This window comes from Acrocarpospora pleiomorpha, assembly GCF_009687885.1.
GTDB lineage: Bacteria > Actinomycetota > Actinomycetes > Streptosporangiales > Streptosporangiaceae > Acrocarpospora > Acrocarpospora pleiomorpha.
The window spans coordinates 149,061-171,240 of record NZ_BLAF01000007.1; the positions used below are offsets into that span (position 1 = coordinate 149,061).

At 69.6% G+C, this 22,180-nt stretch carries 20 protein-coding genes; 6 read left to right on the top strand and 14 right to left on the bottom strand.

The features are described 5' to 3' along the window. Positions 1-109: 109 nt before the first annotated feature. Positions 110-946 (bottom strand): universal stress protein, encoded by an 837-nt coding sequence (locus Aple_RS06505; protein WP_155343557.1) that lies wholly within the window; start codon positions 944-946, stop codon positions 110-112. A 507-nt stretch (positions 947-1,453) separates the two neighbouring features. Here Aple_RS06505 and Aple_RS06510 point away from each other — a divergent pair. Further along, positions 1,454-2,083: a hypothetical protein gene (locus tag Aple_RS06510; protein WP_155343558.1), complete on the top strand. Its 630-nt coding sequence runs from the start codon at positions 1,454-1,456 to the stop codon at positions 2,081-2,083. 55 nt (positions 2,084-2,138) lie between these two features. Here the strand turns inward: Aple_RS06510 and Aple_RS06515 are convergent, their stop codons facing one another. Continuing rightward, entirely contained in the window at positions 2,139-2,786 is a 648-nt protein-coding gene (locus tag Aple_RS06515) for an SRPBCC family protein (protein WP_155343559.1), read from the bottom strand. Positions 2,787-3,062: 276 nt separating this feature from the next. Here Aple_RS06515 and Aple_RS06520 point away from each other — a divergent pair, with 276 nt between their 5' ends. Continuing rightward, a complete protein-coding gene (locus tag Aple_RS06520) occupies positions 3,063-4,400 on the top strand; it encodes a wax ester/triacylglycerol synthase domain-containing protein (protein ID WP_155343560.1) in 1,338 nt (445 codons plus the stop codon). Between the two features lie 100 nt (positions 4,401-4,500). Here Aple_RS06520 and Aple_RS06525 read toward each other — a convergent pair whose 3' ends face one another. Beyond that, positions 4,501-4,842 carry a nuclear transport factor 2 family protein gene (locus tag Aple_RS06525; RefSeq protein WP_155343561.1) on the bottom strand — a complete coding sequence of 114 codons (342 nt, stop codon included), beginning with the start codon at positions 4,840-4,842 and terminating at the stop codon, positions 4,501-4,503. A gap of 111 nt (positions 4,843-4,953) precedes the next feature. On the opposite strand from Aple_RS06525, the gene Aple_RS06530 reads away from it, so the two are divergent. After that, entirely contained in the window at positions 4,954-5,418 is a 465-nt protein-coding gene (locus Aple_RS06530; RefSeq protein WP_218038147.1) for a winged helix-turn-helix transcriptional regulator, read from the top strand. On the opposite strand, the gene soxR is transcribed toward Aple_RS06530, so the two are convergent. Beyond that, the gene (gene soxR, locus Aple_RS06535) at positions 5,405-5,902 is read right to left on the bottom strand and encodes a redox-sensitive transcriptional activator SoxR (RefSeq protein ID WP_155343562.1); all 498 of its coding nucleotides are present in this window, start codon (positions 5,900-5,902) and stop codon (positions 5,405-5,407) included. The genes Aple_RS06530 and soxR overlap by 14 nt on opposite strands. Positions 5,903-5,953: 51 nt before the next feature. On the opposite strand from soxR, the gene Aple_RS06540 reads away from it, so the two are divergent. Continuing rightward, positions 5,954-6,805 (top strand): SDR family oxidoreductase, encoded by an 852-nt coding sequence (locus Aple_RS06540; RefSeq protein ID WP_155343563.1) that lies wholly within the window; start codon positions 5,954-5,956, stop codon positions 6,803-6,805. A gap of 128 nt (positions 6,806-6,933) precedes the next feature. Here the strand turns inward: Aple_RS06540 and Aple_RS06545 are convergent, their stop codons facing one another. The 9 genes from Aple_RS06545 to Aple_RS06585 form a co-directional block, all read right to left on the bottom strand. Next, positions 6,934-7,545 carry a hypothetical protein gene (locus tag Aple_RS06545; RefSeq protein ID WP_155343564.1) on the bottom strand — a complete coding sequence of 204 codons (612 nt, stop codon included), beginning with the start codon at positions 7,543-7,545 and terminating at the stop codon, positions 6,934-6,936. Positions 7,546-7,618: 73 nt separating this feature from the next. Beyond that, positions 7,619-9,259: a fucose isomerase gene (locus Aple_RS06550; protein ID WP_155343565.1), complete on the bottom strand. Its 1,641-nt coding sequence runs from the start codon at positions 9,257-9,259 to the stop codon at positions 7,619-7,621. A 17-nt stretch (positions 9,260-9,276) separates the two neighbouring features. Next, entirely contained in the window at positions 9,277-10,743 is a 1,467-nt protein-coding gene (locus tag Aple_RS06555) for an FGGY-family carbohydrate kinase (protein WP_155343566.1), read from the bottom strand. Next, positions 10,740-11,732, bottom strand: coding sequence for a LacI family DNA-binding transcriptional regulator (locus Aple_RS06560; RefSeq protein WP_155343567.1), 993 nt, complete (start codon positions 11,730-11,732; stop codon positions 10,740-10,742). Before Aple_RS06560 ends, Aple_RS06555 begins: the two co-directional genes overlap by 4 nt. 16 nt (positions 11,733-11,748) lie before the next feature. Next, positions 11,749-12,381 (bottom strand): hypothetical protein, encoded by a 633-nt coding sequence (locus Aple_RS06565; RefSeq protein ID WP_155343568.1) that lies wholly within the window; start codon positions 12,379-12,381, stop codon positions 11,749-11,751. Then, on the bottom strand, positions 12,381-13,214 hold the full coding sequence (locus Aple_RS06570) for a carbohydrate ABC transporter permease (RefSeq protein ID WP_170321316.1): 834 nt from the start codon (positions 13,212-13,214) through the stop codon (positions 12,381-12,383). The genes Aple_RS06565 and Aple_RS06570 overlap by 1 nt, the downstream gene beginning before the upstream one ends. Beyond that, a complete protein-coding gene (locus tag Aple_RS06575) occupies positions 13,211-14,173 on the bottom strand; it encodes a carbohydrate ABC transporter permease (RefSeq protein ID WP_155343570.1) in 963 nt (320 codons plus the stop codon). Before Aple_RS06575 ends, Aple_RS06570 begins: the two co-directional genes overlap by 4 nt. 10 nt (positions 14,174-14,183) lie before the next feature. Further along, entirely contained in the window at positions 14,184-15,509 is a 1,326-nt protein-coding gene (locus Aple_RS06580; protein WP_155343571.1) for an ABC transporter substrate-binding protein, read from the bottom strand. 128 nt (positions 15,510-15,637) lie between these two features. Continuing rightward, positions 15,638-16,633, bottom strand: coding sequence for a LacI family DNA-binding transcriptional regulator (locus Aple_RS06585; protein WP_155343572.1), 996 nt, complete (start codon positions 16,631-16,633; stop codon positions 15,638-15,640). A 364-nt stretch (positions 16,634-16,997) separates the two neighbouring features. Between Aple_RS06585 and Aple_RS06590 the strand changes: the two genes are divergently transcribed. Then, positions 16,998-18,272, top strand: a complete 1,275-nt coding sequence (locus tag Aple_RS06590) for an RNA-guided endonuclease InsQ/TnpB family protein (RefSeq protein ID WP_155343573.1) — start codon at positions 16,998-17,000, stop codon at positions 18,270-18,272. A gap of 204 nt (positions 18,273-18,476) precedes the next feature. Further along, positions 18,477-20,942 (top strand): GH116 family glycosyl hydrolase, encoded by a 2,466-nt coding sequence (locus Aple_RS06595; RefSeq protein WP_155343574.1) that lies wholly within the window; start codon positions 18,477-18,479, stop codon positions 20,940-20,942. Here the strand turns inward: Aple_RS06595 and Aple_RS06600 are convergent. After that, the gene (locus Aple_RS06600; protein ID WP_155343575.1) at positions 20,910-22,154 is read right to left on the bottom strand and encodes an MFS transporter; all 1,245 of its coding nucleotides are present in this window, start codon (positions 22,152-22,154) and stop codon (positions 20,910-20,912) included. The genes Aple_RS06595 and Aple_RS06600 overlap by 33 nt on opposite strands. Between the last annotated feature and the right edge of the window lie 26 nt (positions 22,155-22,180).

Sequence of the window (22,180 nt, forward strand, 5' to 3'; positions counted from 1 at the left end):
CCGGTTCGCATCCGGCTCCTGATGGACGACGCGCTCGGACCCGCCGAGCGAGCCGGGGTGATCGAGGTCGAAGCGCCTGCCAACGCGGTGCACGGCATCCCCTTCACCGTCATCTGACGACCGCGATGGGACAGGTGGCACGGTGCAGGACCGGGCGGGTCACCGACCCGATCCGGCCCAGCGGACCAGGCGATCTCGCGGCGCCGACGACGAGCAGCGTGGCCGTGGCCGACAGCCGGGTCAGGACATCGGGAACCGGACCTTCCTCCAGTAGGTGTGTGCTCTCGACCTCGGGATACTTGGTCCGCCACGCTTCGGTGATCGGTCCGAGGACCTCCTCACCTAACGAGTCAGGCAGGAACAGCGACGTCCCGGGCGACCAGGCGACCGGATACTGCCAGGCCTGCGCCGCCACCAGGGGCAGGCCACGCATCGAGGCCTCCCGGTAGGCGAACTCCAGCACGTGATCGTCGGCAGGGTGGTCGTGTCCGGCGACGGCGGCGACGATCGGGCCGGGATCGGGCCGCCGGGGCACTGAGCCCGCGCCGCGGACCACGATGACCGGACTGTGGGCGTGGGTCACCACACGGTCGGCGACCGAGCCGATCATCGTACGAACCAGCGCCCGCCGCCCGCGCGATCCGACGACGACCAGGTCGGCGACACGGGACAGCTCGATCAGATGCTCGGCCGCCGGACCTTCGCGCAGGTCGCTGTCCACGGTCAGGCCGCTGGTGCAGTTGCGGGCGCACTCGGCGCCGTGCCACAGCACGTGCTCGGCCGCGCGCCGCAGCGAGTCGCGGCCGAGGTCGTCGCCCGGCTCGTACGGCCAGTGCCAGGCGTGCGCGACCAGGAGGGGCGCGTGCCGGTGTTCGGCCTCATCCATCGCCCAGTCCAGGGCCTGCATGGAATAGTCGGTTCCGTCGTAGCCGACCACGATGGTCATCGCACCCACCTCATCCCCTCATCTCGGCCAGGTTGGCCCGTTGCCGCCGAGCAGGTCCTCCATGCCCTTGGTTCCGTCGGCGAAGTCGTACAACATCGCGCCCGCCTCCATCGGATGGGCGTCCGTCGATTCAACGCTCCCTCAAGGACGACGTGCTGATCAGAGCCCGAAGCCCGCCGGGCACGGGACCTTCGGCTCTGATCCAGCGACAGGAGGTCAGCGGCAGGAGGTCAGCGGCAGGAGGTCAACGGCAGGAGGTCAGCGGCTACGCCAGATCGAGGCCGCCCGCCCAAGGGCCTGCGGGCTTGGGATAACGGGCGCCGCGACCCTCAGATGGCGCCGCGGCGGGTCGAAGACGACAAGTGCCGGATGATTTGGGCCGATCCGCTCTGTATTAATGGGAAAGATGGGGGTTGGTAGCGCGGTTTCGGGAAATGGACTCTTGGCCTGCGGCAAAGGACTTCAGCCCCTGACGTGGCGCGCCCGTGGCCGGGCAGGGTGGCGTCCATGAAAGTCCTCGTCACCGAATCCGTTCCGGCGGCTGGAACGGTCCCAGGGGCGATGCTGGCCCTCGACGGCCACAACGTCGTGTTCTGCCATCCGGCTGGCGCCGATGTAGGACCCGCGCCCTGCATCGGGCTGGCGGTCGGCGGCCGTTGCCCGCTGAGACCTGGTGAGGTGGATCTGGTGGTGGACATCAGACCGGCTCCCGGGCCGTTCACCATGCGGGAGGCGGGAGCGATGTGCGCGGTGCGCACCGGCACGCCACTCCTGATCGCCGGTCGCCCTCCCACTGGATCCACCCTCGCCGAGGAAGCCGTGGAGGTGTGCGAGCAGGATGAGCTCCTCGCGGCGTGCGCGAAGGCGGTGGCGCCCACCGGCCCGGTCGTCCGCCGAGCGGTCATCGAGGCGGTGGCGCCCATCGCACGACGACTCCGAGAGACACCTGATGTCCGGCTGCTCGACGTCGAGGGCGCCGTGCACATCCATGTCTCGCTGCTCAACGATCCCGACGACGTGGTGATCGAGGACATCCGCCGGGCGGCCTGGCTCGCCTTCACCAGGGCGACCCGTGGCCGGGTGCAGGCCGTGAGCCACATAGCGGTACGGACGAAGTCCACAAGCCGGCCCCGATGACGACGCGCTGCTCGCGGGCAGGGACGTGGCGCAGGAGCCAGGGGGCGGATGGGCATCAGCGGCCGGCGACCTGAACGCCCGTACCCTCCGGTGTGGTTCGTTCCGCCCGTTCGCGGATGCCGAGCAGCATCTTGCGCTCCATGATGAGGCTGCCCGGTTCGACGATCAGCAGGTTGAGCAGCTTGGCGGACGGTCCCGCATCCGGAGTGGAGATTCGGTTGCGGCTGATCAGGCGCGTGGTCTTGCCTTGGGCGAGGAGGATGAAGGCCCACACCCAGGTGCCGTCGCCGGACCTGAAGACCAGCGCCCGGCCGGGTTCCACGATCTCGGCGCACATGACCGGTCCGGTGTCCCCCAGCGGGAGCTTGTCGCCGACCTTGAGATCCTGGTACTCGGGAAGGATCTTGTCGGCGCTGTGCATGTTCAGGCCGAGCAGGTTCTCGATCCAGTCATAGGTGTACGCTCCCGCGCGGCCGCTGCCCATTTGGACCAGCCATGGCCAGACGGCGTCCGTGGTCGCCCCGATGGTGACGGCGCGGGTGGAGATCAGGCAGGGCGGCGGCAGAAGTTCGTCTCCTGGTAGTTCGCGCCCTGCTTCCTCCGGGGTCGCACCCCAGGTGAGGCTCCACTTGCGCAGGAACAGCGCGTATGTGGCGGTGACCGCGCCGACTGCCACGCCCGCCTTGACGAGAGATCTGATCATTGTGTCCTCCGCTGGGACGGTCTATCGATGGCGACCACGCGGTGGCGGCTCGCCGTTCCCAGCCAAACAGTCGGCAGCGGTGGAGGCGAGGGACGTACGTCCCATTGCCCGCGTCCTTCGGCCTCCACCTGGCGCGGGCAATCCGAGGATCACCGGCGTGAACGCCTGTCCCGGCGAGCCGACCAATGGCACCACTGATGATGACCTCCGCCTCATGACGAGCGGCGTGCGGCCGGGCCAGGCTGGGAACGCGTACGGGTGTGAGGAGCACGGGCTGTGACACACGCGAAAATCGACCGCGCCAGCGGCACCGACCTGGTCAACCTCGCGGTCGATGTCGGGCCGGTTCCCATGCAGTTCGGAGCCTGCCTGATCCTCGACCCGGGGCCGGGTTTCGACGTGGCGCTCGCGCGGCGGCTGATCGCCCAGCGCGTCCAGGCGATCCCGCGGCTGCGCCATCGACTGGTCCGCACACCCGTGGGCTGCGGCCGCCCCATCTGGATCGAGGACCCGTCCTTCGACATCGACCATCACCTGCGGGTCACCCGCTGCCCACCGCCCGGCGACCAGAACGCGCTGCTCGACCTCGCCACGGAGATGCTCAGCGAGCCGCTGCCGACGTCCCGGCCGCTGTGGTCGATGCGGCTGGTGACCGGCCTGCCGGATCACCAGATGGCACTGATCGCCTGCTTCCACCACGTGCTCACCGACGGCATGGGAGGCCTGGCCATCCTGGCCGGGCTGGCCGACGGCGTAACCCCGCCCACACCTCCGGACGCGTTCCCGCGGCGGCTGCCGCCCTATCACAGGCTCGCCGCCGACGCGTGGGCCGGTCGCCTGCGTGCGCTCGCCCGCGCACCGCGTGCCTGGCGGTATGTCAGGCGCGCCGTCACGGACCTGCGGGCCGTCCCACGGGCGGCCCGCAGTTCCCTGAACCGGCCCACCGGCCGACACCAGCGGGTGGCCGTGGTCACCGCGCCCCTCGAAGAAGTCCGGCGAACCGCGCACGCCCATGGCGGCACCGTCAACGACGCCGTCCTGGCCGCCGTCACCGGCGCTATCCGGACACTGCTGCACACCCGCGACGAGACCCTACCGGCGCTGGTGGTGTCCATCCCGGTGTCGGCACGGCCGTCGGCCACCATCGCCCAACTCGGCAACCAGGTCGGCGTCCTGCCGATCAGCCTGCCCACCGCGGGCACCCTGGCACACCGGCTGGAGCGGACAGCGGCGATCACGCGAGCCGGCAAGGCGGCGGCAAGACGGGGAGCTTCCGCCGAACTGGTCGCCGGGGTGAACCGGATCTCCGCCCGCCTGCACGCGCTGCGCTGGATGCTCAACCACCAGCGTCTGATCCACACCGTCGTCAGCAACCTGCGCGGCTCCGAACATCCGCTGACCCTCGCCGACGCCCCGGTCCGCACCGTCATCCCGATCTCCCTGGTACGGGGAAACGTGACCATCGCCTTCACCGTCCTGTCCTACACCGGCGTTCTGACAGTCACGATCGCCGCCGACGCCACCCACGTCCCTGACCTGCCCATCCTCATCGCGGCCTTGGAGGAGGAATTCGCGGCGATGAAGAAACACCACACAGGCAACCCGATCGGGTGAGCAGTGACCCAAGGTGGTGGTCGCTGTCGGGGACGCTTCCGGGCTGACTCGGTGTTCGTCGCCGACAACCAGGGATTTCCCGGTGCAGGACAGGCGGCCTTCAGGGCTCGATGATGAGGTGTTCGATCAGAGCGTCGCGCAGGGTGAAACGGTAGTGAAGATCCACGGTGCCGCCGGGGAAGTCGCCCTCCACGTGCTGGGTGACGGTGTACTGGCGGTCGCCGGTCCGCTCGGCGGCGGTCGGTGTGGTGGTGTAGGTGAATGCGCTGGTCGTGCGGTTCAGCCAGGTCTCGATGGCGTCGATTCCGGTGTGGGTGCTGCCGTCGTCGACCACGGTGGCGTCGGGGGTGAAGTGCGCGAGTTCGGCGGCGATGTCGTGGGTGTCGTGCGCGGCCAGGAAGCCGGAGATGGTGCCGGGAAGCGAGTCGAGGGCGATGGGCATGACGGTCTCCTCTGTAGTTACTGCTAAAATAGAAGCAAGTAGCTTCGACAATAGCAGTAACCGAGGAGCGGTATGCCAGGGCGCACCAGACCACAGGACCGTGAATGTCCGTTGTCGACCACGATCGAGCATGTCGGTGAGTGGTGGACGCTGCTGCTCCTGCACGACGCCTTCGACGGCTACACCCGTTTTGACCAGTTCCAGGAGAACCTGGGCATCTCTTCCAGCATGCTCACCGCCCGCCTGAAGACCCTCGTGGCCGACGGGTTGCTGGAACGCCGCCCGTACCAAACCAATCCGGTGCGCCATGAGTACGTCCTGACCGAGCTGGGCCGATCCCTGCGGCCGGTCATCGTCGCCATGGCGGCCTGGGGCAACGCCCGCCTCGCCCCGGGACAGCGCAGCATGATCCTGATCGACGCGGCCACCGGCGAAGAGGTCGAGCCGGTGGTCGTCGACGCCAGGACCGGCCGCCGCCTGGAGGACAGCCGGACGTACGTCTTCACCGCCGGCCCGGCCGCAGGCCCGGGCATGCGCGCCCGCTACACCTCCCAGGAGAGTGTCAACCGCCGCTGACCTGCTCGGCTTCGACGCGCTCAACGCGGGGTCCTGAGCTGAGGCGGTGTGGCCCGCTGCCCTTCTCGCCGAGCTTGTCCCCCGGGTTGACCAGGGTGCACTGCTCGAACGACAGGCAGCCGCAGCCGATGCACTCGGTGAACAGATCGCGCATGCGTTCCAGTCGTTCGATCCGGGCGTTGAGCTCCTCGCGCCAGCAGTCGGACGCCCGTACCCAGAACTCCCGGGTCGGGGTGGCGCCTTCGGGCAGGAAGCCCAGGACCTCGCCGATCACCGCGAGTGGGATGCCCACGTTCTGCGAGGCGCGGATGAACGCCACCACGCGCAGCGTCGTCCGGTGGTAGCGGCGCTGGTTTCCGGACGTACGGCGGCTGCGGATGAGGCCCTGGCGCTCGTAAAAGCGCAGCGCCGACGCGGGCACGCCGCTGCGCTCGGCGAGCTCGCCGATGGTCAGTTCCTTGGTGTTCCAGGGCACGGTGCTCACATCCCAGAGCCTATTGACTTAAACAAATGTTTAAGTCCGAGCATTGTCGCCATGACTGATCTGAAGAAGAAGGTGCTGGTCACGGGGGCAACCGGCAATGTGGGCAGACGCCTGATCGCCATGCTGGTCGAGGCGGGTGTCACGCCGCGCGCGCTCGCCAGGGACCCACGCTCGGCCGGGTTGCCGGCCGAGGTCGAGGTGGTACGCGGCGACCTGACCGATCCGGGCTCCCTCGACGCGGCGCTCGAGGGAGTCGACTCGGTGTTCCTGCTGTGGCCCTTCCTCACGGCGGAGGGGGCGCGGCCCGTCGTGGACGCGATCGGCAGGCACGCGCGCCACGTGGTCTACCTGTCCGCCTTCTCCGTACGCGATGACCGCACGGAGAACGGAGTGTGGGGCGAGATGGAGCAGCTGATCGAACAAACCGGAGCGCAGTCGACGTTCCTCCGCGCGGGCGGGTTCGCCACCAACACCCTGGGCTGGGCTGGCGAAATCCGCGGCACGGGCGTGGTGCGGGCGCCGTACGCGGGCGCGGCCCGGTCACTGATCCACGAGGCCGACATCGCCGCCGTGGCGGCCCTGGCGCTGACCGAGGACGGGCACACCGGCTGGCGGTACGTGCTCACCGGCCCGGCGGTGCTCACCCAGGCAGAGCAAGTGCGCGTCATCGGCGAGGTGATCGGGCGGAGCCTGCGCTTCGACGAGCAGCCGCCCGAGGAGGCCCGCGAGCAGATGATCGCCGCCTGGGGAAACCCGGCCTTCGTGGACCAGGCGCTCGGATATTGGGCCCGCATCGTCGACGAGCCGGAGCCGGTCACCCGCACCGTGGAGGAGCTGACCGGCCGACCGGCCCGTACGTTCCGGGAGTGGGCCCACGACCACGCGCCCACCTTCCAGCGCTGACGGCATCGACGGTCCGTTCCTGGCAGGTGGCCGGTTCGCCGTCAAGTTGACCTTCGACGAGACCGACCAGCGAGGAGCTGCGGTTGGGGCGGTTCAGCTATCGCGGCAGCGACCGGCTGCGTAGGCGGTCAACCGCCGGGGCCGGTGTTCTGGATTGGGGCGCCGTCGCCGGTGGTGGGTAGGTCGCCGCGGACTATCGGGGTGTGCGAGGGTCGCGGCGTGGCGGGGGCGGTGGTGGTGACGCGGCGTGCGCCGGCGACCGCTGTCTTCAGCGTGGCGCGGTCAACGTCGTCGAGAGAGCCCGCCAGTTTGATGAGGTGGTCCTCGTGGACGGCGACGTACTCGTGGTGGCCACCGCCCTCGCGGTACCAGCCGACCTCGTCGCGCTCGCACCGTACCGGTGCCGTCAGTGGGTTCATGTCCGTTACCGGTACGCCGGGGCACAGGGCATCGGTCATGGTGCCACGATCGATTCTGAGTTGCACCCGTCGGCCGTCCGTTGAGGAGTAGAAGGCTCCGAATCCCTCGTCGTTGATGACGCCGATCGATTGCTCGGCTATCTCGTAGCCTTTCACCTCAACCAGGTAGATCAGGTCCGGTGCCGTGCCTTGGCGGAGGGCCTGGTCGAGTGCGGCGGGGCTGAGCGATGAGCCGCGGCCGACCAGAAGAGCCCGGCCGAGGAGCACCAGCGCGGTGATCAGAATGGCAAGTCCGAGGAACACCAGCACGGCGCGTGTCATGAGACCACTGTCCAGGACGCTGGGAGAAATCGCGACAGGGTGGGGCCCCAACGCTGGAGCCCCACCCTGAAGGTCAGGCCAGGTGGGTCTCGCCGCACAGATGGACGGTGACGCCGAGTTCGGCGAAGAGGGCGGCCTTGGCGGCGAGCGCCTTGTCGGCTGTGGCCGCGTCAGGGGCGTACGCGACGTTGAGGTGGTTGGCCTTGTGGCGGGCCATGAACTGGTCGCGGGTGACGCCGTGGAAGACGGCGTGCATGATGGGCCACGCGGGGGTGGTCGCCTGGGAGCGGCGTTCGGTCTCCTCGGCGGGTAGGGAGATCGCCGAGGCGCGGCCGAGGTCGACGTGGAGGGCGCCGCCCTGGACGAAGACGCGGCTCCAGACGATCTCGCCGGGCTTGCAGACGCCCTTGATGGTCGATCCGCCGAGCGGGAAGTAGACGGGGTCCTGCCGCCAGCCGACCGCGCCCGCGTATCCGTCGGCGAAGTGCGAAGGGGGCACCGAGCCGGAGATCTCGAAGACCCAGACGAACTGGCCGTCGTATTCCTCGCCCCAGCGCACGTCGTGCAGGGTGGTCGCCGGGTCGAGGCCCATGGCGGTCCACAGGCGGTTGGTCACGAGCGCGTCGACCGCGACGCCCTCGTCGGCCTCGTTGAAGTGCGGCAGGGCCTGCCCGTCCCACAGCACCCGCGCCCCGTCGCGCGAGGTCACCGGCGGGCGGTCGACGTTGTTGAGGATGCCCTCGGCGAGGTCGGAGGCGGGCGAGAGGTCCTTCAGTCCCTGCTGGTACTGGATTCCCACGGCGTCCAGGCCGAAGTCGTCGCTGATGCGCAGCGCCGCGATGTACATCTTGTACTGCCAGCGCAGCTGCGCGGGGGTGAGTTCGGTGGCTTCGTCCGTACCGAGGCGGAATGTCATGCCCTTGGCGACGAGCCAGGCACCGATCGCGTCCGCCTCCTGGTCGGACACGGTCTGCATCTCGGCCCAGAGGGCGCTCTGGGAGAGTCGCTCCTTGTAGATGCCGATCGGGTTGAGCAGCTCGTCGTCGATGATCGCGTTGTACATGCCCATGCATCCCTCGTCGAAGACGCCGATGATGGCCTTGTCGGCGAGGAGTTGCCGGGCGAGCGCCTGCCCGAGTGCGCGTTCCGGACTCTCGGGCAGGGCGGGCAGGTCCCGCACATGGGACAGATCATGCGCGATGGTCCCGTTCTCCACCCAGCTCTTGATGCCCGCCTTGAACCAGTCGTCGGTGAAGTCGACGCTCCAGATCGTCGAATAATCCACGCCCATCTTCGCCATTCCGGCGTTGAGGCCGAGCAGGCCGACGAGGCCCGGCCAGTCGCCGGCGAAGTTCGCGACGGTGAGGATCGGGCCCTGGTGCGTGCGCAGCCCGGCGAGCACATGGTGGCTGTACTGCCAGACAGCCTCGGCGACGATGAGCGGCGCGTCGACCGGGATGTTCTTGAACACCTCCAGCCCCATGCGCTGGCTGGAGATGAAACCGTGGCCGGTGGCCGGGTCGACCGGGTTCGCCCGCAAAACCGTCCAGCCCAGCTCGGCGAAGGCGGCCGTGAGGTCGGCCTCCATCCGCACCTGGGTGGGCCAGCCCGCCAGGTTGGCGGTAGGCCGCAGGTCTCCGCTGGCGATGAGATAGGCCGTGTCCGGCGAGGAGGCCGGGCGGCTGGCCGGAGCGGGGAGGGCGTAGCTGTTCATTGTGTCTCCTCCGAGGGTCACGCGAGCATCCGTTCCCGGGCCGCGAGCGTGTGGGCGATGGTTCGGGTGGCCGGATAGAGCTCGCGGTACAGCGCGTACAGCTCGTCGTAGCCGGAGCGCAGCGCGGGATCCGGGGTGATGGTCCGCGCGGGTGGGTTCCAGTCGGTGATGGCGGCCGAGACGGTCGTGCGCGCCGCGAGGTAGGCGGCGCCGTAGGCCGCCCCGATGGTCGTGGCCGGGATGATCTGGGGCAGGCCGGTGACGTCGCTGACGATGCGCGTCCACAGCTCGCCGCGCGTGCCGCCGCCGACCGCGACGACGCGTTCGACGTGCGCGCCCGCGGCGTGGAGCGCCTCGACGTTGTGGCGTACGCCGAGGGCGGTCGCCTCCAGCGCGGCCCGGTAGAGATCGCCCCTGGTGTGGCTGAGGGTCAGACCGGCGATGACGCCGCGGGCGTCCGGGTCCTGCAGGGGGGTGCGCTCGCCCGCGAAGTACGGCAGGACGAGCAGGCCGTGCGCCCCCGGCCCGGACTCTTCGGCCTCGGCGAGGAGGGTGGCGTAGTCGGGCGCGCCGACGAGGTCGCGCAGCCAGGTCGTGAGCGCGCCGGAGGTCGCCATGCCGCCCGCGAGGTTGTGCGAGCCGCGGAACGCGCCGACCGTGCCCCACATGGACGGCGTCCTGAGCGGTCGTTCGACGGTGGCGATCAGGAACATGGTCGTGCCGTACATCAGCATGAGGTCGCCCGGGTTCTGGGCGTCGACGCTCACGGCCTCGGTCCACGCGTCGATCGAGCCGGTGATGACGGGAGTGCCGGCGGGGATGCCCGCGACCGGTTCCCGGGTCGTCCCGGCGATCTCGTCGGACCAGGCGAGCGCCGGCAGCTCCAGCTGCGGCGCGATATGCCCGGCCCACGGCCGGTGCCAGTCGACGGCGCGGATGTCGAACATCGGCGTGCACTGGCTCGCCGAGTGGTAGTCCAGCGTGTACGCCCCGGTGAGGCGATACGCGAGCCACGAGGCGGGCATGAACAGGCGGCGGGCGCGGCTCCAGGTGGCCGGTTCGTTCTCGGCGACCCATCGGAGCTTCGGCCCGACGGCCTGGGAGGACAGGACGGAGCCGCACCGGTCGAGGATCGCCTCCGGGCCGCCGAGTTCGGCGGTGAGGTCCTCGATCTGGGTGGCCGCGCGGGTGTCGACGCCGTAGAGGATCGCCGGTCGCAGCGGCAGGCCGTCCTCGTCCGTCAGCAGCACGCACGGTCCCATGCCGCTGACGCCCACGGCCGCGATCTCGGCCCCGGCGGTCAGTTCGGCGGCGAGTTCGCGGAACTCGATCCACCACAGCTCGCCGTCCATCTCGACGTGGCCGGGCCGCGGGCGGCTGACCTCGTGTTCGCGTACGGCGGAGGCCAGCAGCCGCCCAGTTTCGTCCACCAGCACGCCCTTGCTGCTCGACGTGCCGATGTCGACGCCCAGAAAGGATTTCACTGCATCTCCCCTAATGTGCGGTCGGCGCGCAGGACCACCGTCCGCGCGGGGCCGTCGTCGCCGGCGATGCGGTCGAGCAGCACGCCCGCCGCCGCCTCGCCGAGCTTCCTGGCGGGCAGGTCGACGACGCGGATGCCTCGTCGCCCGAAGGACGCGAACGGCAGGTCGCCGAAGACGGCGAGGCCGAACCCGGGCGGCGCGAGCCCCGCATCATGCAGGGCGTCGAGCGCTCCGGCCGCCATCAGGTTGTTGGCGACGACCGCGGCGTCCGGCGGCTCGCGCAGGGCGAGCAGCTCCGCCATGGCGGCGCGGCCGCCGTCGACGCGGTAGTCGGCGTAGCGCAGCAGCTCGTCGTCGCCCGCGCCGTGGCGGTCGCGGCTGGCCTGCTGCCAGCCCTCCATGCGGAGCTGGGCGGTCTCGACCGAGCTGGGCCCGGTGATGCAGGCCACCCGCGAGAACCCGGCGGCGAAGAGCGACTCCGCGGCCGACAGCCCGCCGGCCCGGTTGTCGACGGTGACGGCGTCGATGTCGGGCCGGTTCAGGCTCCGGTCGACGGCGACGACAGGACGTTTGTCCGCGATGAGCCTGCTGACGTCGCTGGTGGCGTCGGCCGGGGCCAGGATGACGCCGGCCATGTGCTCGGCGATCGCGATGTCGATGTACGTCGCCTCGCGGGCCGGGTCGTCGTCGGTGTTGCACAGCACGACCGAGTAGCCGCCTGCCCGGGCTCTGTTCTCCACGCCGCGGGCGAGCGCGGTGAAGAACGGGTTCTCGATGTCCGGGATGATCAGCGCGATGACCTCGGAGTACTGGCGGCGCAGCCGCCGGGCGGTCCGGTTGGGTGTGAAGGCCAGCTCCGCGGCGGCGGCGCGCACGCGCCGTTCTGACTCCGGGGAGACCCGCGCTCCGTTCATCACCCGGCTCACGGTGGCCGCGGAGACTCCGGCGCGAGCGGCCACCTGGTAGATCGTCACCTTCGCGTCGGCCATCCGGTCCCGCCTGGGGTCATTGCCGCGAACCCTGAAGTTCGTCGATCTCGCCGAGGAGCGCGAGCGTCTGGGTGGCCGTGATCGCGAGCAGCAGCGGCAGGACCACGACGGCCAGGACGCCGGTCGAGGCCGCGACCGCGAAGCCGCCCAGCCAGCCCAGGCCGACGAGCGTGAACGCCCAGCTCGGCCGGTACGCGACGAGGATCGCCCCGCCCCGCAACGCTTGCAGGCCGTACCGCCCGCGAAGCGCGCCATATACGAGCGAGTACGGGAAGACGAGCAGCAACCCGGCGGCGCCCAGAGTGGCGGCCAGCGCGGCGGCTCCGCCCGAGGCCAGCCCGAACCCGGCGAGCGACACACCTGCCGCGAGCAGCAGCGCGAGCGCCGGATCGACCTGGCGCAGCATGGCCAGGCGCGGGCCGTCGCCACACGCCAGAGCGGCGGCGAACCGGGCGAGACCGGTCAGCGCGAGCGCGATCGGCACAGTCGCCGCGGCCAGCATCCACGTCGGGGCCGCGGCGAGGATCGCCACCAGGAGCGGGACCGCCGCGGCGAGGCCGAACACGCCCGCGGCGAGGCAGCGAGGCAGCTCGTGCCAGCACGCCTGCACGCCGCTCTTGACCAGCCACGGCAGCGTCGCGGTGCGCATCAGAGCTTCAGCCCGCTCGACGCGATGGACTGCACGATGTAACGCTGCGCCGCGATGAACACGACCAGGACCGGGACGATCGCCATCGCGATTCCCGCCGCGATGGTGCCCAGGGATCCGGTGGAGAACCGGCCGGCGAGCAGGACCAGGCCGACCGGAAGCGTCTGGCGCTCGGTGTCGCTGATCATCACCAGCGGTAGCAGCAGGTCGTTCCACCAGTAGGTGAAGCACAGGATGCCGAGCGTCGCGATCGACGGCCCGGACAGCGGCAGGATGACCCGGGCGAAGGTGCGGAACCGGCCCGCGCCGTCGATCTTCGCGGCCTCCTCCAGCTCGCGGGGCAGCGACAGGAAGTGCTGGCGCAGCAGGAAGATCCCGAACGCGCTGAAGATGCCCGGCAGGATGAGCGCCCACAGCGTGTTGGTCAGGCCGATCTTCGACATGACCAGGAAGAGCGGGACGATCGTGACCTGGATCGGGATCATGAGCGACCCGATGACGACGGCGAACAGCACGCCCTTGCCGCGGAAGTGCAGCCGGGCGAAGGCGTACGCGGCCGTCGAGCAGGTGATCAGCTGCGCGGCGGTGACCGTGCCCGACACGATGATCGAGTTCAGGAAGAACCGGAAGTACGGCACCTGCTCGGCGACCTGGCCGAAGTTGCGCACCGTGAGGTTCTCGGCGTGAAAGGCCGGCGGCAGGCGGTACAGCTCCGCGTCGGAGCCGGAGAAGGCGCCACGGAAGATCCACAGGAACGGCGCGGTGATGGCGAGGGCGGCGACGGCCAGGACCAGGAAGGTCAGGACGCGGGCGGTCAGGTGACGGATGCTCATGAGTAGTGCGTCCATCTGCGCGAGAACCAGAACTGGATGGCGGTGAGCACGACGAGGACGAGCGCGAAGGTGATGCCGATCGCGGAGGCGTAGCCGAGGTCGAAGTCCCCGAACGCCCGGTCGTAGAGGTATTCCACGATCGTGCGGCTGGAGTCGCCCGGGCCGCCCTGGGTGAGCACGCGCGGCTCGGCGAAGATCTGGAAGGAGTTGATGGTGTTGATCACGACGAGGAAGAAGATGGTGGGCGAGAGCAGCGGGAAGGTGATCCGCCAGAACCTGGTCCAGGCGCCGGCGCCGTCCACGATGGCCGCCTCCCGCAGCTGGTTCGGGATCGACTGCAGGCCGGCGATGTAGACGAGGATCGAGAACCCGATCGTCTTCCAGGAGTTGACGATGATGACCGAGATCGGGGCGAAGGCCGAGGAGCCGAGCCAGTCGATCCGGTCGATGTCGACCAGGCCGAGCAGGTAGTTGACCAGGCCGAGGTCCTTGTTGAGCAGGAACCGCCAGATCAGGGCGACCGCGGAGGCCGACACGACGAAGGGGAACAGGAAGGACAGTCGGAAGAAGCCGCGCAGCCAGCGGGGCATCCGCGTTTCGAGCAGCACCGCGAGCAGGAGCCCGAGAACGACGTTGACGGCGAGGATCGCGAGCGCCATGTAGGTCGTCGAGCCGTAGACCCCGAGCAGCCGCTCGTCGTGCAGGAGCCGGTCGAAGTTGTCGAGGCCGACGAACGTGCCGTCGCTGAGCAGGTTCCAGTTGTAGAAGCTCAGCCCGAGCACGCCCACGGTCGGGGCGAGGACGAAGACGAGGAACATGAGGATCGACGGCGTCAGGAACGCCAGCGCGGCCGGCCCGTCTCCCCTTCGGGTGCGCAGGGCCGGGGGCCCGGGGTCGGCGACCGCTGACTTTTCATAGTGGTCGCCGGCCCCGGGCCGCAGTGTGCTACTGGTTGTCATGATCTGCCTTTCAGCAGGTGACGATGCCGCTCAGTTCACTCTGCAGGCTCTTGAGGCCGTCGGAGACCGGGGTCTCGGCCGCGAAGATCTGCTGCAGGTGGCGGAGGACGGTCGACTCGAACGTGCTGTACTTCGCCGGGGCGGGGTACGGCACGAGCGTCGGATACTTGTCGATGCTGTTGTAGTAAAGGTCGGAGTTGGCGGGAGGAACGCCGACCTTGGAGATCGTCTCCGCCACCGAGCGCCGCGACGGGATGGAGTCGCCTGGCTTGTCAGGGGTCCCGACGTACTGCTTCTCTATCTCGTCGCTGACGGTGAACTTCTGGTACTCCCAGGCGAGGTCCGGGTTCTGCGACGACTTGAGGATCGGGTACCCGGCGCCGCCGAACACCGTCTTGTAGGTGTCGCCCTTGGGGTAGAGCTGGATGTCGAACGCCTTGAACCCCGCCGGGAGGAAGGTGGCGATCGGCCACCGGCCCGCGCCGAACATGGCGACCTGGCCGTTCTGGAACCGGGTGAAGACATCGCTCATCGGCATCGGCGCCGGGGCGATCCCCTCTTTGATCAGGTCGTTGAGGAAGGTGACGGCCTTGTTGACCTGGGGGGTGTCGGCCGTGGCCGTGCAGACGTCGTCGCTGGTGAGGTTGCCGCCGGCGTTGGCGACCCAGGGCATGATGCCGGGGAAGATCTCGTTGCTGGCCCAAGTGAAGCCGTACTGGTCGGGTTTGCCGTCGTTGTTGGTGTCGGCGGTGAGCTTCTTGGCGGTGGCCTTGAAGTCGTCCCAGGTCCAGTCGGCGCTCGGCGGCTGCACACCGGCCTTCTTGAAGACGTCGGTGTTGTAGTAGACGACCATGTCGTTCCAGCCGTAGGTGAGCGTGACGACGTCGCCCTTGACGGTGAATCCGTCGATGAGGCCCTGGGCGATGTCGTCGACGATCGCCTTCGCGCCGGCGTCCTTGTCGAGGTAGGCGTTGATCGGCTGGACGAGGTTGTTGGCGTGCACGAACTGGGCGCCCTCGCCGGAGATGACCATCAGGTCGGGGCGCTTGCCCGACGCGATGAGCGTCGCGACGTTCGCGTAGTAGGTGCCCCAGTTCTCGCCGGTGACCGGGGTGAGGGTGACCTTGACATCGGCGTGCGAGGCCATGAAGGAGTCGGCCGTGGCCTTGTTTCCGCTCTCGGCGGCGGGGCCGTAGTTCCAGTAGACGATTTCGAGTGATTTGTTGCCGGACGACGACGGCGGCGTGTCCGAGCCGCTTGCGCAACCCGCAAGGGCGGTCGCCGCCAGCGCGGTGACCGCGCAGGCCAGCGCGACCTTGCGCTGGGGGATGTTCATAGGCCTGCGTCCCTCTCTAACAGCTGTGGGGTGCGCCACAGTGAAGTCTAAGAAATCGATTTCGTCAAGAGTCGATTGAGAAGTCTGCAGAACGCCCTCTGATCAGGGAGATAACGTCCTGGCATCGATTACAGGGCTAGGCCTTTGCCCGGTGGCACCGGAGGGCTAACCTCCGCGCGCAGGACCACGGTGCGGAGCGGCTGGGTGTCGCCGCCGATGCGGTCGAGCAGCATCGTCGCGGCGGTCCTGCCGAGGTAGCGGGCCGGAAGCCGGACCTGCACCACGGTGGCGGGGGCCAGCACCATGAAGGGCAGTTCGCCGACGGCGGCGAGGCCGAACGTCTCCGGCGGGATCCCCGCCTCCGCGATCGCCTGTAAAGCCCCGATGGCCATCAGGTTGTTGGTCGTCACGACCGCGTCCGGCGGGGTGTCGAGGGCGAGCAGGGCCTTCATCGCCGCGTGGCCGCCCTCCACCCGGAAGTTCGCGTGCTGCAGGTAGCCCTCGTGCGTGCCGGTCCCGCGCGCGGTGACGACCTGCCGCCAGCCGAGGAAGCGGTCCTCGGTCATCTCGATCCCGGCCGGGCCGGCGATGCAGGCGATCCTGCGGTATCCGGCGTCGAAGAGGGCGGTGGTGGCCGCGATCCCGGCGGCGCGGTTGTCGATCTTTACGGCGTCCACCGGATACGGCGTCGTACGGTCGACCGCCACGACCGGGCGACCCAGCGACACGATCGCCCCGAGATCGACTTCGTCCGAGGCCGGGGACAGGATGACGCCCGCCATCTGCTCGGAGGCGGCGATCTGCAGGTAGCGCAGCTCCTTGCCGGGATTGTCGTCGGTGTTGCAGAGCACGACCGAGAAGCCCGACTCCTGGGCGCGGTCCTCGACCCCGCGGGCGAGCGCCGTGTAGAACGGGTTCTCGATGTCGGGGATGAGCAGGGCGATGATCTCCGAGCTCTGCTTGCGCAGCCGGCGGGCCGTCTTGTTCGGGGTGAAGGCCAGCCGCGCGGCGGCGTCGCGGACGAGCCGCTGCTTCTCCTCCGAGACGGTGAGCCCGTTGAAGACGCGCGAGACGGTCGCGGGAGAGACTCCGGCGAGCGCCGCTACCTCGTAGATCGTGGCCATAGAGCTCCACATTACCGAGAAGTCGCAGAAGGCCCCGTCGTCCTTCAGGGCGGGGATGAATGCGGTCCCCGGAGCGCGGAGCGCGGACCCGGGACCGGTCAGGGTGGACGGCGCCGTTGCTCGATGTGCCGCCTGATGATCGAGGTTGGGCACAGCTGGGGGAAGCGGAGAAATAGTTCTTCGCGGTGGCGCGCCATCGCGCCATCGCAGACATTCCGTGACGTTGCGCCGATATGTGGTCACAAGGACCGGATGGACGGGGGAGGCGCCTGCCATGCGGATATTCGGCTTCCGCCGCCATCGGTCACACGCTACTGTGTTCGAGTCGTGACGGTGTGTGGCCGGTGTGGGAGGAGGCCCGGGAGTGAGGCTGCGCTACAACTACCGGCTCTACCCCGACGCCTCCCAGAGTCAGGCCCTGGCTCGATTGTTCGGCTGTGTCCGAGTGGTGTGGAACGACGCGCTGGCGATGCGCAAAGCCGCCCGCAAGGCCGGGCTGCCCTGGATCGGTGGCGGAGATCTGCAGAAGATCTGTGTCACCGCGGCCAAACGGACGCCGGAGCGGGAGTGGCTGGGTGCGGTGTCCCCGGTCCCGCTCCAGCAGTCCTTGCGCGACCTGGATGTGGCGTACCGGAATTTCTTCGACTCGGTCAGCGGGAAGCGTAAGGGTCGGCGGATGGGGTTGCCGGTGTTCAAGTCGCGGCGGGACCGGCGCCAGTCGGCCCGGTTCACCCGCACCGCCTTCCGCCTGCCCGGCGACGGGAGCCTGTATCTGGCCAAGATCGGGAGCATCGAGGTGCGCTGGTCGCGGGAACTGCCCGCCGTGCCGTCCTCGGTCACGGTCATCGTGGACGCGGCGGGCCGCTATTTCGCCTCGTTCGTGATCGAGGTCGACGACGCCGGGCAGGTGCTGCCCGAGGCGGAGGCCGAGATCGGAATCGATCTGGGGTTGACCCATTATGCAGTCCTGTCGGACGGCACGAAGATCGCCAATCCGCGGTGGCTGCGCCGCCGGGAGAAACGATTGGCCCGCCTGCAGCGGGCGCTGTCACGCAAACAGAAAGGATCGAAGAACCGGGAGAAGGCGCGGATCGCGGTGGCCCGCCAGCATGCCAAGGTGGCCGACGCGCGCCGGGATTTCCTGCACCAGACCAGCACAGCGATCATCCGTGAGAACCAAACGGTCGTGATCGAGGATCTGGCGGTGCGAGGGCTGGCACGCGGCCGGTTGGCCAAATCGGTGAACGACGCGTCATGGGGCGCGTTCCGCACGCTGCTGGGCGGCAAGGCGGCCCGATATGGGCGGGCGGTCATTACGGTGGGCCGCTGGTTTCCCTCCTCGCAGTTGTGCCCGTGCTGCGGCTGGCGGAACGGGACGGTGCCGCTGGGGGTGCGAGCCTGGGATTGCCCGTCCTGCGGGGAGCATCACGACCGGGACATCGCGGCCGCGTTGAACATCTTGGCCGAGGGTCTCCGCCTGCGTGAGCAGGCGGAGACCCTCGCCAGGGAAGGGCAGGACAAAGACATGGTGGCCGCCGGGCTGGCGGACACTGAAAACGACTGTGGAGGGCGGGTAAGACCAGGTGAGGCAATTCCGACCCTGGCGCCGCCCGCAACCTACGGCGCTCACGCGGCGTAGCAGAAGCAGTAAGGACTCCACGGCGACGTGGGGGAATCCCCGGCGTTTCACGCCGGGGAGGATGTCAACGACCCGGCGTGAAACCGGCCTCCGTCGTGACCGCACTTGACACCTCCTGTGACCTCGCCCTACGTTTGTGAAACCGATTTCACGATCAAGGTCTTCAGCCGTCCGTGCGACTGGTTTGACGAAGGGAAGGCGCCGGTGAGGCGTTACACGGGAGAGGCCCGGCGCGCGGTCGCGTTTCCGCTCGGCGGCTTCGGCACCGGACACGTGGCTCTCGGCGGCGACGGCGCGCTGCGCCAGTGGCAGCTGTCCGGGGTGGCCAACCATCGCGGCTTCCTGCCCGACAGCTTCTTCGCGCTGCGGGTCTCCTCGACCGAGCCGCCCGGCGACGTGGTCCGGCTGCTGCGGTCCGCGCCGCTGCCGCCACACGAGCGCCCGGCGCCGAATGTGTCCGACGCCGAGGTGCCCGACGCGGATCGCCTGCCGCCCTGGCCGACCGTGGCGAGCACGGAGTTCCGGGCAGAGTATCCCTTCGCCGAGGTGTCGTACGTGGACGAGGAGCTGCCGGTCGCGGTGTCGCTCTCGGCGTTCACGCCGTTCGTGCCGCTCGATCCGGACGCCAGCGCGCTGCCGCTGGTGCGGTATCGCTTCACCGTGACGAACACCAGCGCCGAGTTCCGGCACGGCTGGCTGCTCGGGACGTTGCAGAACGCGGTCGGCTGGGACGGTGTCACGCCGATCGACGGCACTCGCGGCGCGGGCTACGGCGGCAACGTCAACCGCCTGCTGCGCCGTCCCGGCCAGACCGGCGTGCTGATGGATCATCCGGGCCTGGCCGAGGACGACCCGGCATACGGCGAGATGCTGCTGTGGACCGACGGTCCGGCCGCGGCGCTGCCCCGCGCGATGAGCGCCGAGGCGATGCTGCGTTTCGTCGAGACCGCGAAGCTGGTGACCCCGATCCAGCTGGGCGACTACAGCGACGCGGCCCTGCGCGACGCGGTCGCGGACGGGGTGTCTCCGCTCCGCGCCCCGGCCGGCCCGAGCCCGGCCGGGCACACCTGGGACGCCGCCGTGGCGGTCGCGTTCGCGCTGCGTCCGGGTGAGACCACCACGATCGATTTCGTCCACGCTTGGTGGTTCCCCAACCGGTACGCGGATTTCGACCGGTTCGGTCCCACGCAGTCGTACGGGCCGAGCAAGTTCTGGGTCGGCAACCACTACGCCGGCCGGTTCGGCGGCGCGCTGGACGTGCTGGACGCCTACCTCGCCGACCGGGATCACCTCGACACCGCCTCGCGGGCGTGGGCTGACGCGGTCGCCCACAGTGACCTGCCGGAACCGCTGCGGGAGGTGGTCTACGCCCAGGGCACGCTGGTGCGCTCGCCGACCCTGTTCCGTACGGCCGACGGGCGCGCCTACGGTTTCGAGGGCGCGCTCGGCGCCTCCACCCGCAACTGGAACGGCGACGCCGGCGGCTCCTGCCCGCTCAACTGCAACCACGTCTTCAACTACGAGCAGGCCCTGGCCAGGCTCTTCCCCGAGCTGGGGCGCAGCATGCGCGAGACGGAGCTCTCCGTGCAGGGTCCCAATGGATCGTTGCCGCACCGGGTGGAGCTGCCGCTGTTCCTCCCGCAGTTGCACGACGTGCGGATCGGCGGCCCGGAACGCCCGGCGCTGGACGGCATGCTCGGCGCGGTGCTCAAGACCTACCGCTCGGTGCTGGACGGCGCGGGCGTCGACTGGCTGCGCGGGCACTGGCCCGCGCTGCGGCGCCTGATGGATCACATCACGACAACGTGGGATTCCGACGGCGACGGAGTGCTGCACGGCGATCAGCCGGTCACCTATGACATCAGCCTGCACGGGCCGAACATGTTCGTCGGCGGGCTGTGGCTGGCCGCGCTGCAGGCGATGCGCGCGATGGCCGAACTGGTCGAACCGGCCGCCGCGCCGGCCTTCGCGGACCGGTTCGCGACGGGCCGCGACAGCTACGACAAGCTCCTCTGGAACGGCGAATACTATGCCCAGCCGGTAACCGGCGAGGACAACGACTTCGGCGTGGGCTGCCTGTCCGATCAGCTCCTCGGCCAGTGGTGGGCGCACCAGCTCGGCCTCGGCTACCTCCTGCCTCGCGACCGGGTGCGCGCCGCGCTCGCCGCGATCGTGCGGCACAACCTGCGCACCGGGTTCGGCGAGCACGACTACCGGGTCTTCGCCGACGGCGACGAGACCGGCCTGGTGGTGTGCGGCTGGCCGAACGGGGGCCGTCCGGAGGTGCCGTTGCGCTACTGCGACGAGGTGTGGACCGGCGTGGAGTACCAGGTGGCCGCCCACTGCCTGTACGAAGGCCTCGACGACGAGGCCATGCGGATCGTCACGGCGATCCAGGAGCGCTACGACGGCACCCGGCGCAACCCGTTCAACGAGGTCGAGTGCGGTGACCACTACGTGCGGGCGATGGCGGGCTGGTCGCTGCTCGACGCGTACACCGGCTTCGGCTACGACGCCACCACGCGGCGGCTGCGCATCGGGCGGCGGCCAGGCAGATTCCCGTTCGTCGCCGGGACCGGCTGGGGCACGGTCACCGTCACCGGCGACGACGCGACCATCGACGTCCTGGGCGGCGAACTACCGCCCGATCTGACCATCGACCTTCTCTGACACGCGCGCGTGTTGCCGCCATGGCAGGAGGATCGCCGTGCCGATCAGCAAGATCCCGGCGATCGTGATCGCGGTGCGTGCGCTCGTCAGCCCGGCCAGCACGCCCCAGAGTGCCGTGGCGGCGGCGATGGCCGTGCGGGTGCTGATGGTCCAGGCGGTGAGGACGCGGGCCACCGCGTCATGCGGTGCGCTCCGCAGCCGGTACGTGGCGAAGACCGGATTGAACACGCCCATGCAGAAAATCATGGCCCCCTCGACCGCCATCACGACGAGGAGGCCCGGCGTACCGGGGCCTACGAAGGCGAGCCCCGCCAGCCAGAGGACTCGTGTCACGCCGAATGTGAGCAGGATGTCGCGCTGGCCGAAGCGCTGGACGAGTGGCTGGGACAGTCGCGCGCCCACGAGCCCGCCCAGGCAGGGGATGCCGAAGCCGAGCCCGTACTGCAGGGGTGTGAAACCCAGGTCGTTCAGCATCAGGTACAACAGCAACGGCGCGGTCGCCATGATGAGCGCGGCGACGAGCACCGTGTTGGCGAACAGCAGGCGCAGCACGCGATCGGCGGCGATGACGCGCCAGCCCGCCACGATCTCGGCCAGGCTGGACCTGCCTGCCGCCCGGGCCGGCGGCGCGGGATCGGGCCGTGAGATCACGCGCAGGCCCAGCGCTGACAGCACGTAGCTGATCGCGTTCAAGGTGATCGTGGCGACGGGGCCCAGCACCCCGATGAGCGCGCCGCCCGCCGGCGGGCCCACCGCCGTCGAGATCCAGGTGATGGTCTCGAAGCGGCCGTTGGCCCGCACCAGGTGCCGCTCGGGAACGAGGTCCTTGAGATGCGCGCCGCTGGCCCCGATGAAGACGATGTCGGCCGCGGCCACCACCACGGCCACTGCCAGGAGGTGGACGTAACTCAGCACCCCCATGCCGTACGCGATCGGCACCGTCATCAGGGCGAGGCAGCGCAGCACGTCAGCACGGATCATCAGCCGCCGTTTGGGCCGGAACTCGACCCATGGCCCCAGGGGCAGAGCGAGCAGGGCGCCCACCGCCCCGCTCACCGCCGCGATCCACGACACCTGTGCCGCGCCGGCGTCGAGAGCGAGGACCGCGATCAGGGGAATGGCGTCCAGCGCCAGCCACGTCCCCAGGGAACTGGCCGCGAAGGCCCGCCACAGCCACCCGAAATCCGGGCCCAGCCCGTCATCCCCCGCCATTCCCGCCCCTCGCTTCAACAACCAAA

What these genes read in the sequence shown, in the direction of transcription:
- Aple_RS06560 (WP_155343567.1), bottom strand. Translation starts at nt 11,732, where the DNA reads ATGGCCGACGCGAAGGTGACGATCTACCAGGTGGCCGCTCGCGCCGGA.
- Aple_RS06515 (WP_155343559.1), bottom strand. Translation starts at nt 2,786, where the DNA reads ATGATCAGATCTCTCGTCAAGGCGGGCGTGGCAGTCGGCGCGGTCACC.
- Aple_RS06570 (WP_170321316.1), bottom strand. Translation starts at nt 13,214, where the DNA reads ATGAGCATCCGTCACCTGACCGCCCGCGTCCTGACCTTCCTGGTCCTG.
- Aple_RS06565 (WP_155343568.1), bottom strand. Translation starts at nt 12,381, where the DNA reads ATGCGCACCGCGACGCTGCCGTGGCTGGTCAAGAGCGGCGTGCAGGCG.
- Aple_RS06545 (WP_155343564.1), bottom strand. Translation starts at nt 7,545, where the DNA reads ATGACACGCGCCGTGCTGGTGTTCCTCGGACTTGCCATTCTGATCACC.
- Aple_RS06525 (WP_155343561.1), bottom strand. Translation starts at nt 4,842, where the DNA reads ATGCCCATCGCCCTCGACTCGCTTCCCGGCACCATCTCCGGCTTCCTG.
- Aple_RS06585 (WP_155343572.1), bottom strand. Translation starts at nt 16,633, where the DNA reads ATGGCCACGATCTACGAGGTAGCGGCGCTCGCCGGAGTCTCTCCCGCG.
- Aple_RS06505 (WP_155343557.1), bottom strand. Translation starts at nt 946, where the DNA reads ATGACCATCGTGGTCGGCTACGACGGAACCGACTATTCCATGCAGGCC.
- Aple_RS06540 (WP_155343563.1), top strand. Translation starts at nt 5,954, where the DNA reads ATGACTGATCTGAAGAAGAAGGTGCTGGTCACGGGGGCAACCGGCAAT.
- Aple_RS06575 (WP_155343570.1), bottom strand. Translation starts at nt 14,173, where the DNA reads ATGACAACCAGTAGCACACTGCGGCCCGGGGCCGGCGACCACTATGAA.
- Aple_RS06550 (WP_155343565.1), bottom strand. Translation starts at nt 9,259, where the DNA reads ATGAACAGCTACGCCCTCCCCGCTCCGGCCAGCCGCCCGGCCTCCTCG.
- Aple_RS06510 (WP_155343558.1), top strand. Translation starts at nt 1,454, where the DNA reads ATGAAAGTCCTCGTCACCGAATCCGTTCCGGCGGCTGGAACGGTCCCA.
- Aple_RS06600 (WP_155343575.1), bottom strand. Translation starts at nt 22,154, where the DNA reads ATGGCGGGGGATGACGGGCTGGGCCCGGATTTCGGGTGGCTGTGGCGG.
- Aple_RS06580 (WP_155343571.1), bottom strand. Translation starts at nt 15,509, where the DNA reads ATGAACATCCCCCAGCGCAAGGTCGCGCTGGCCTGCGCGGTCACCGCG.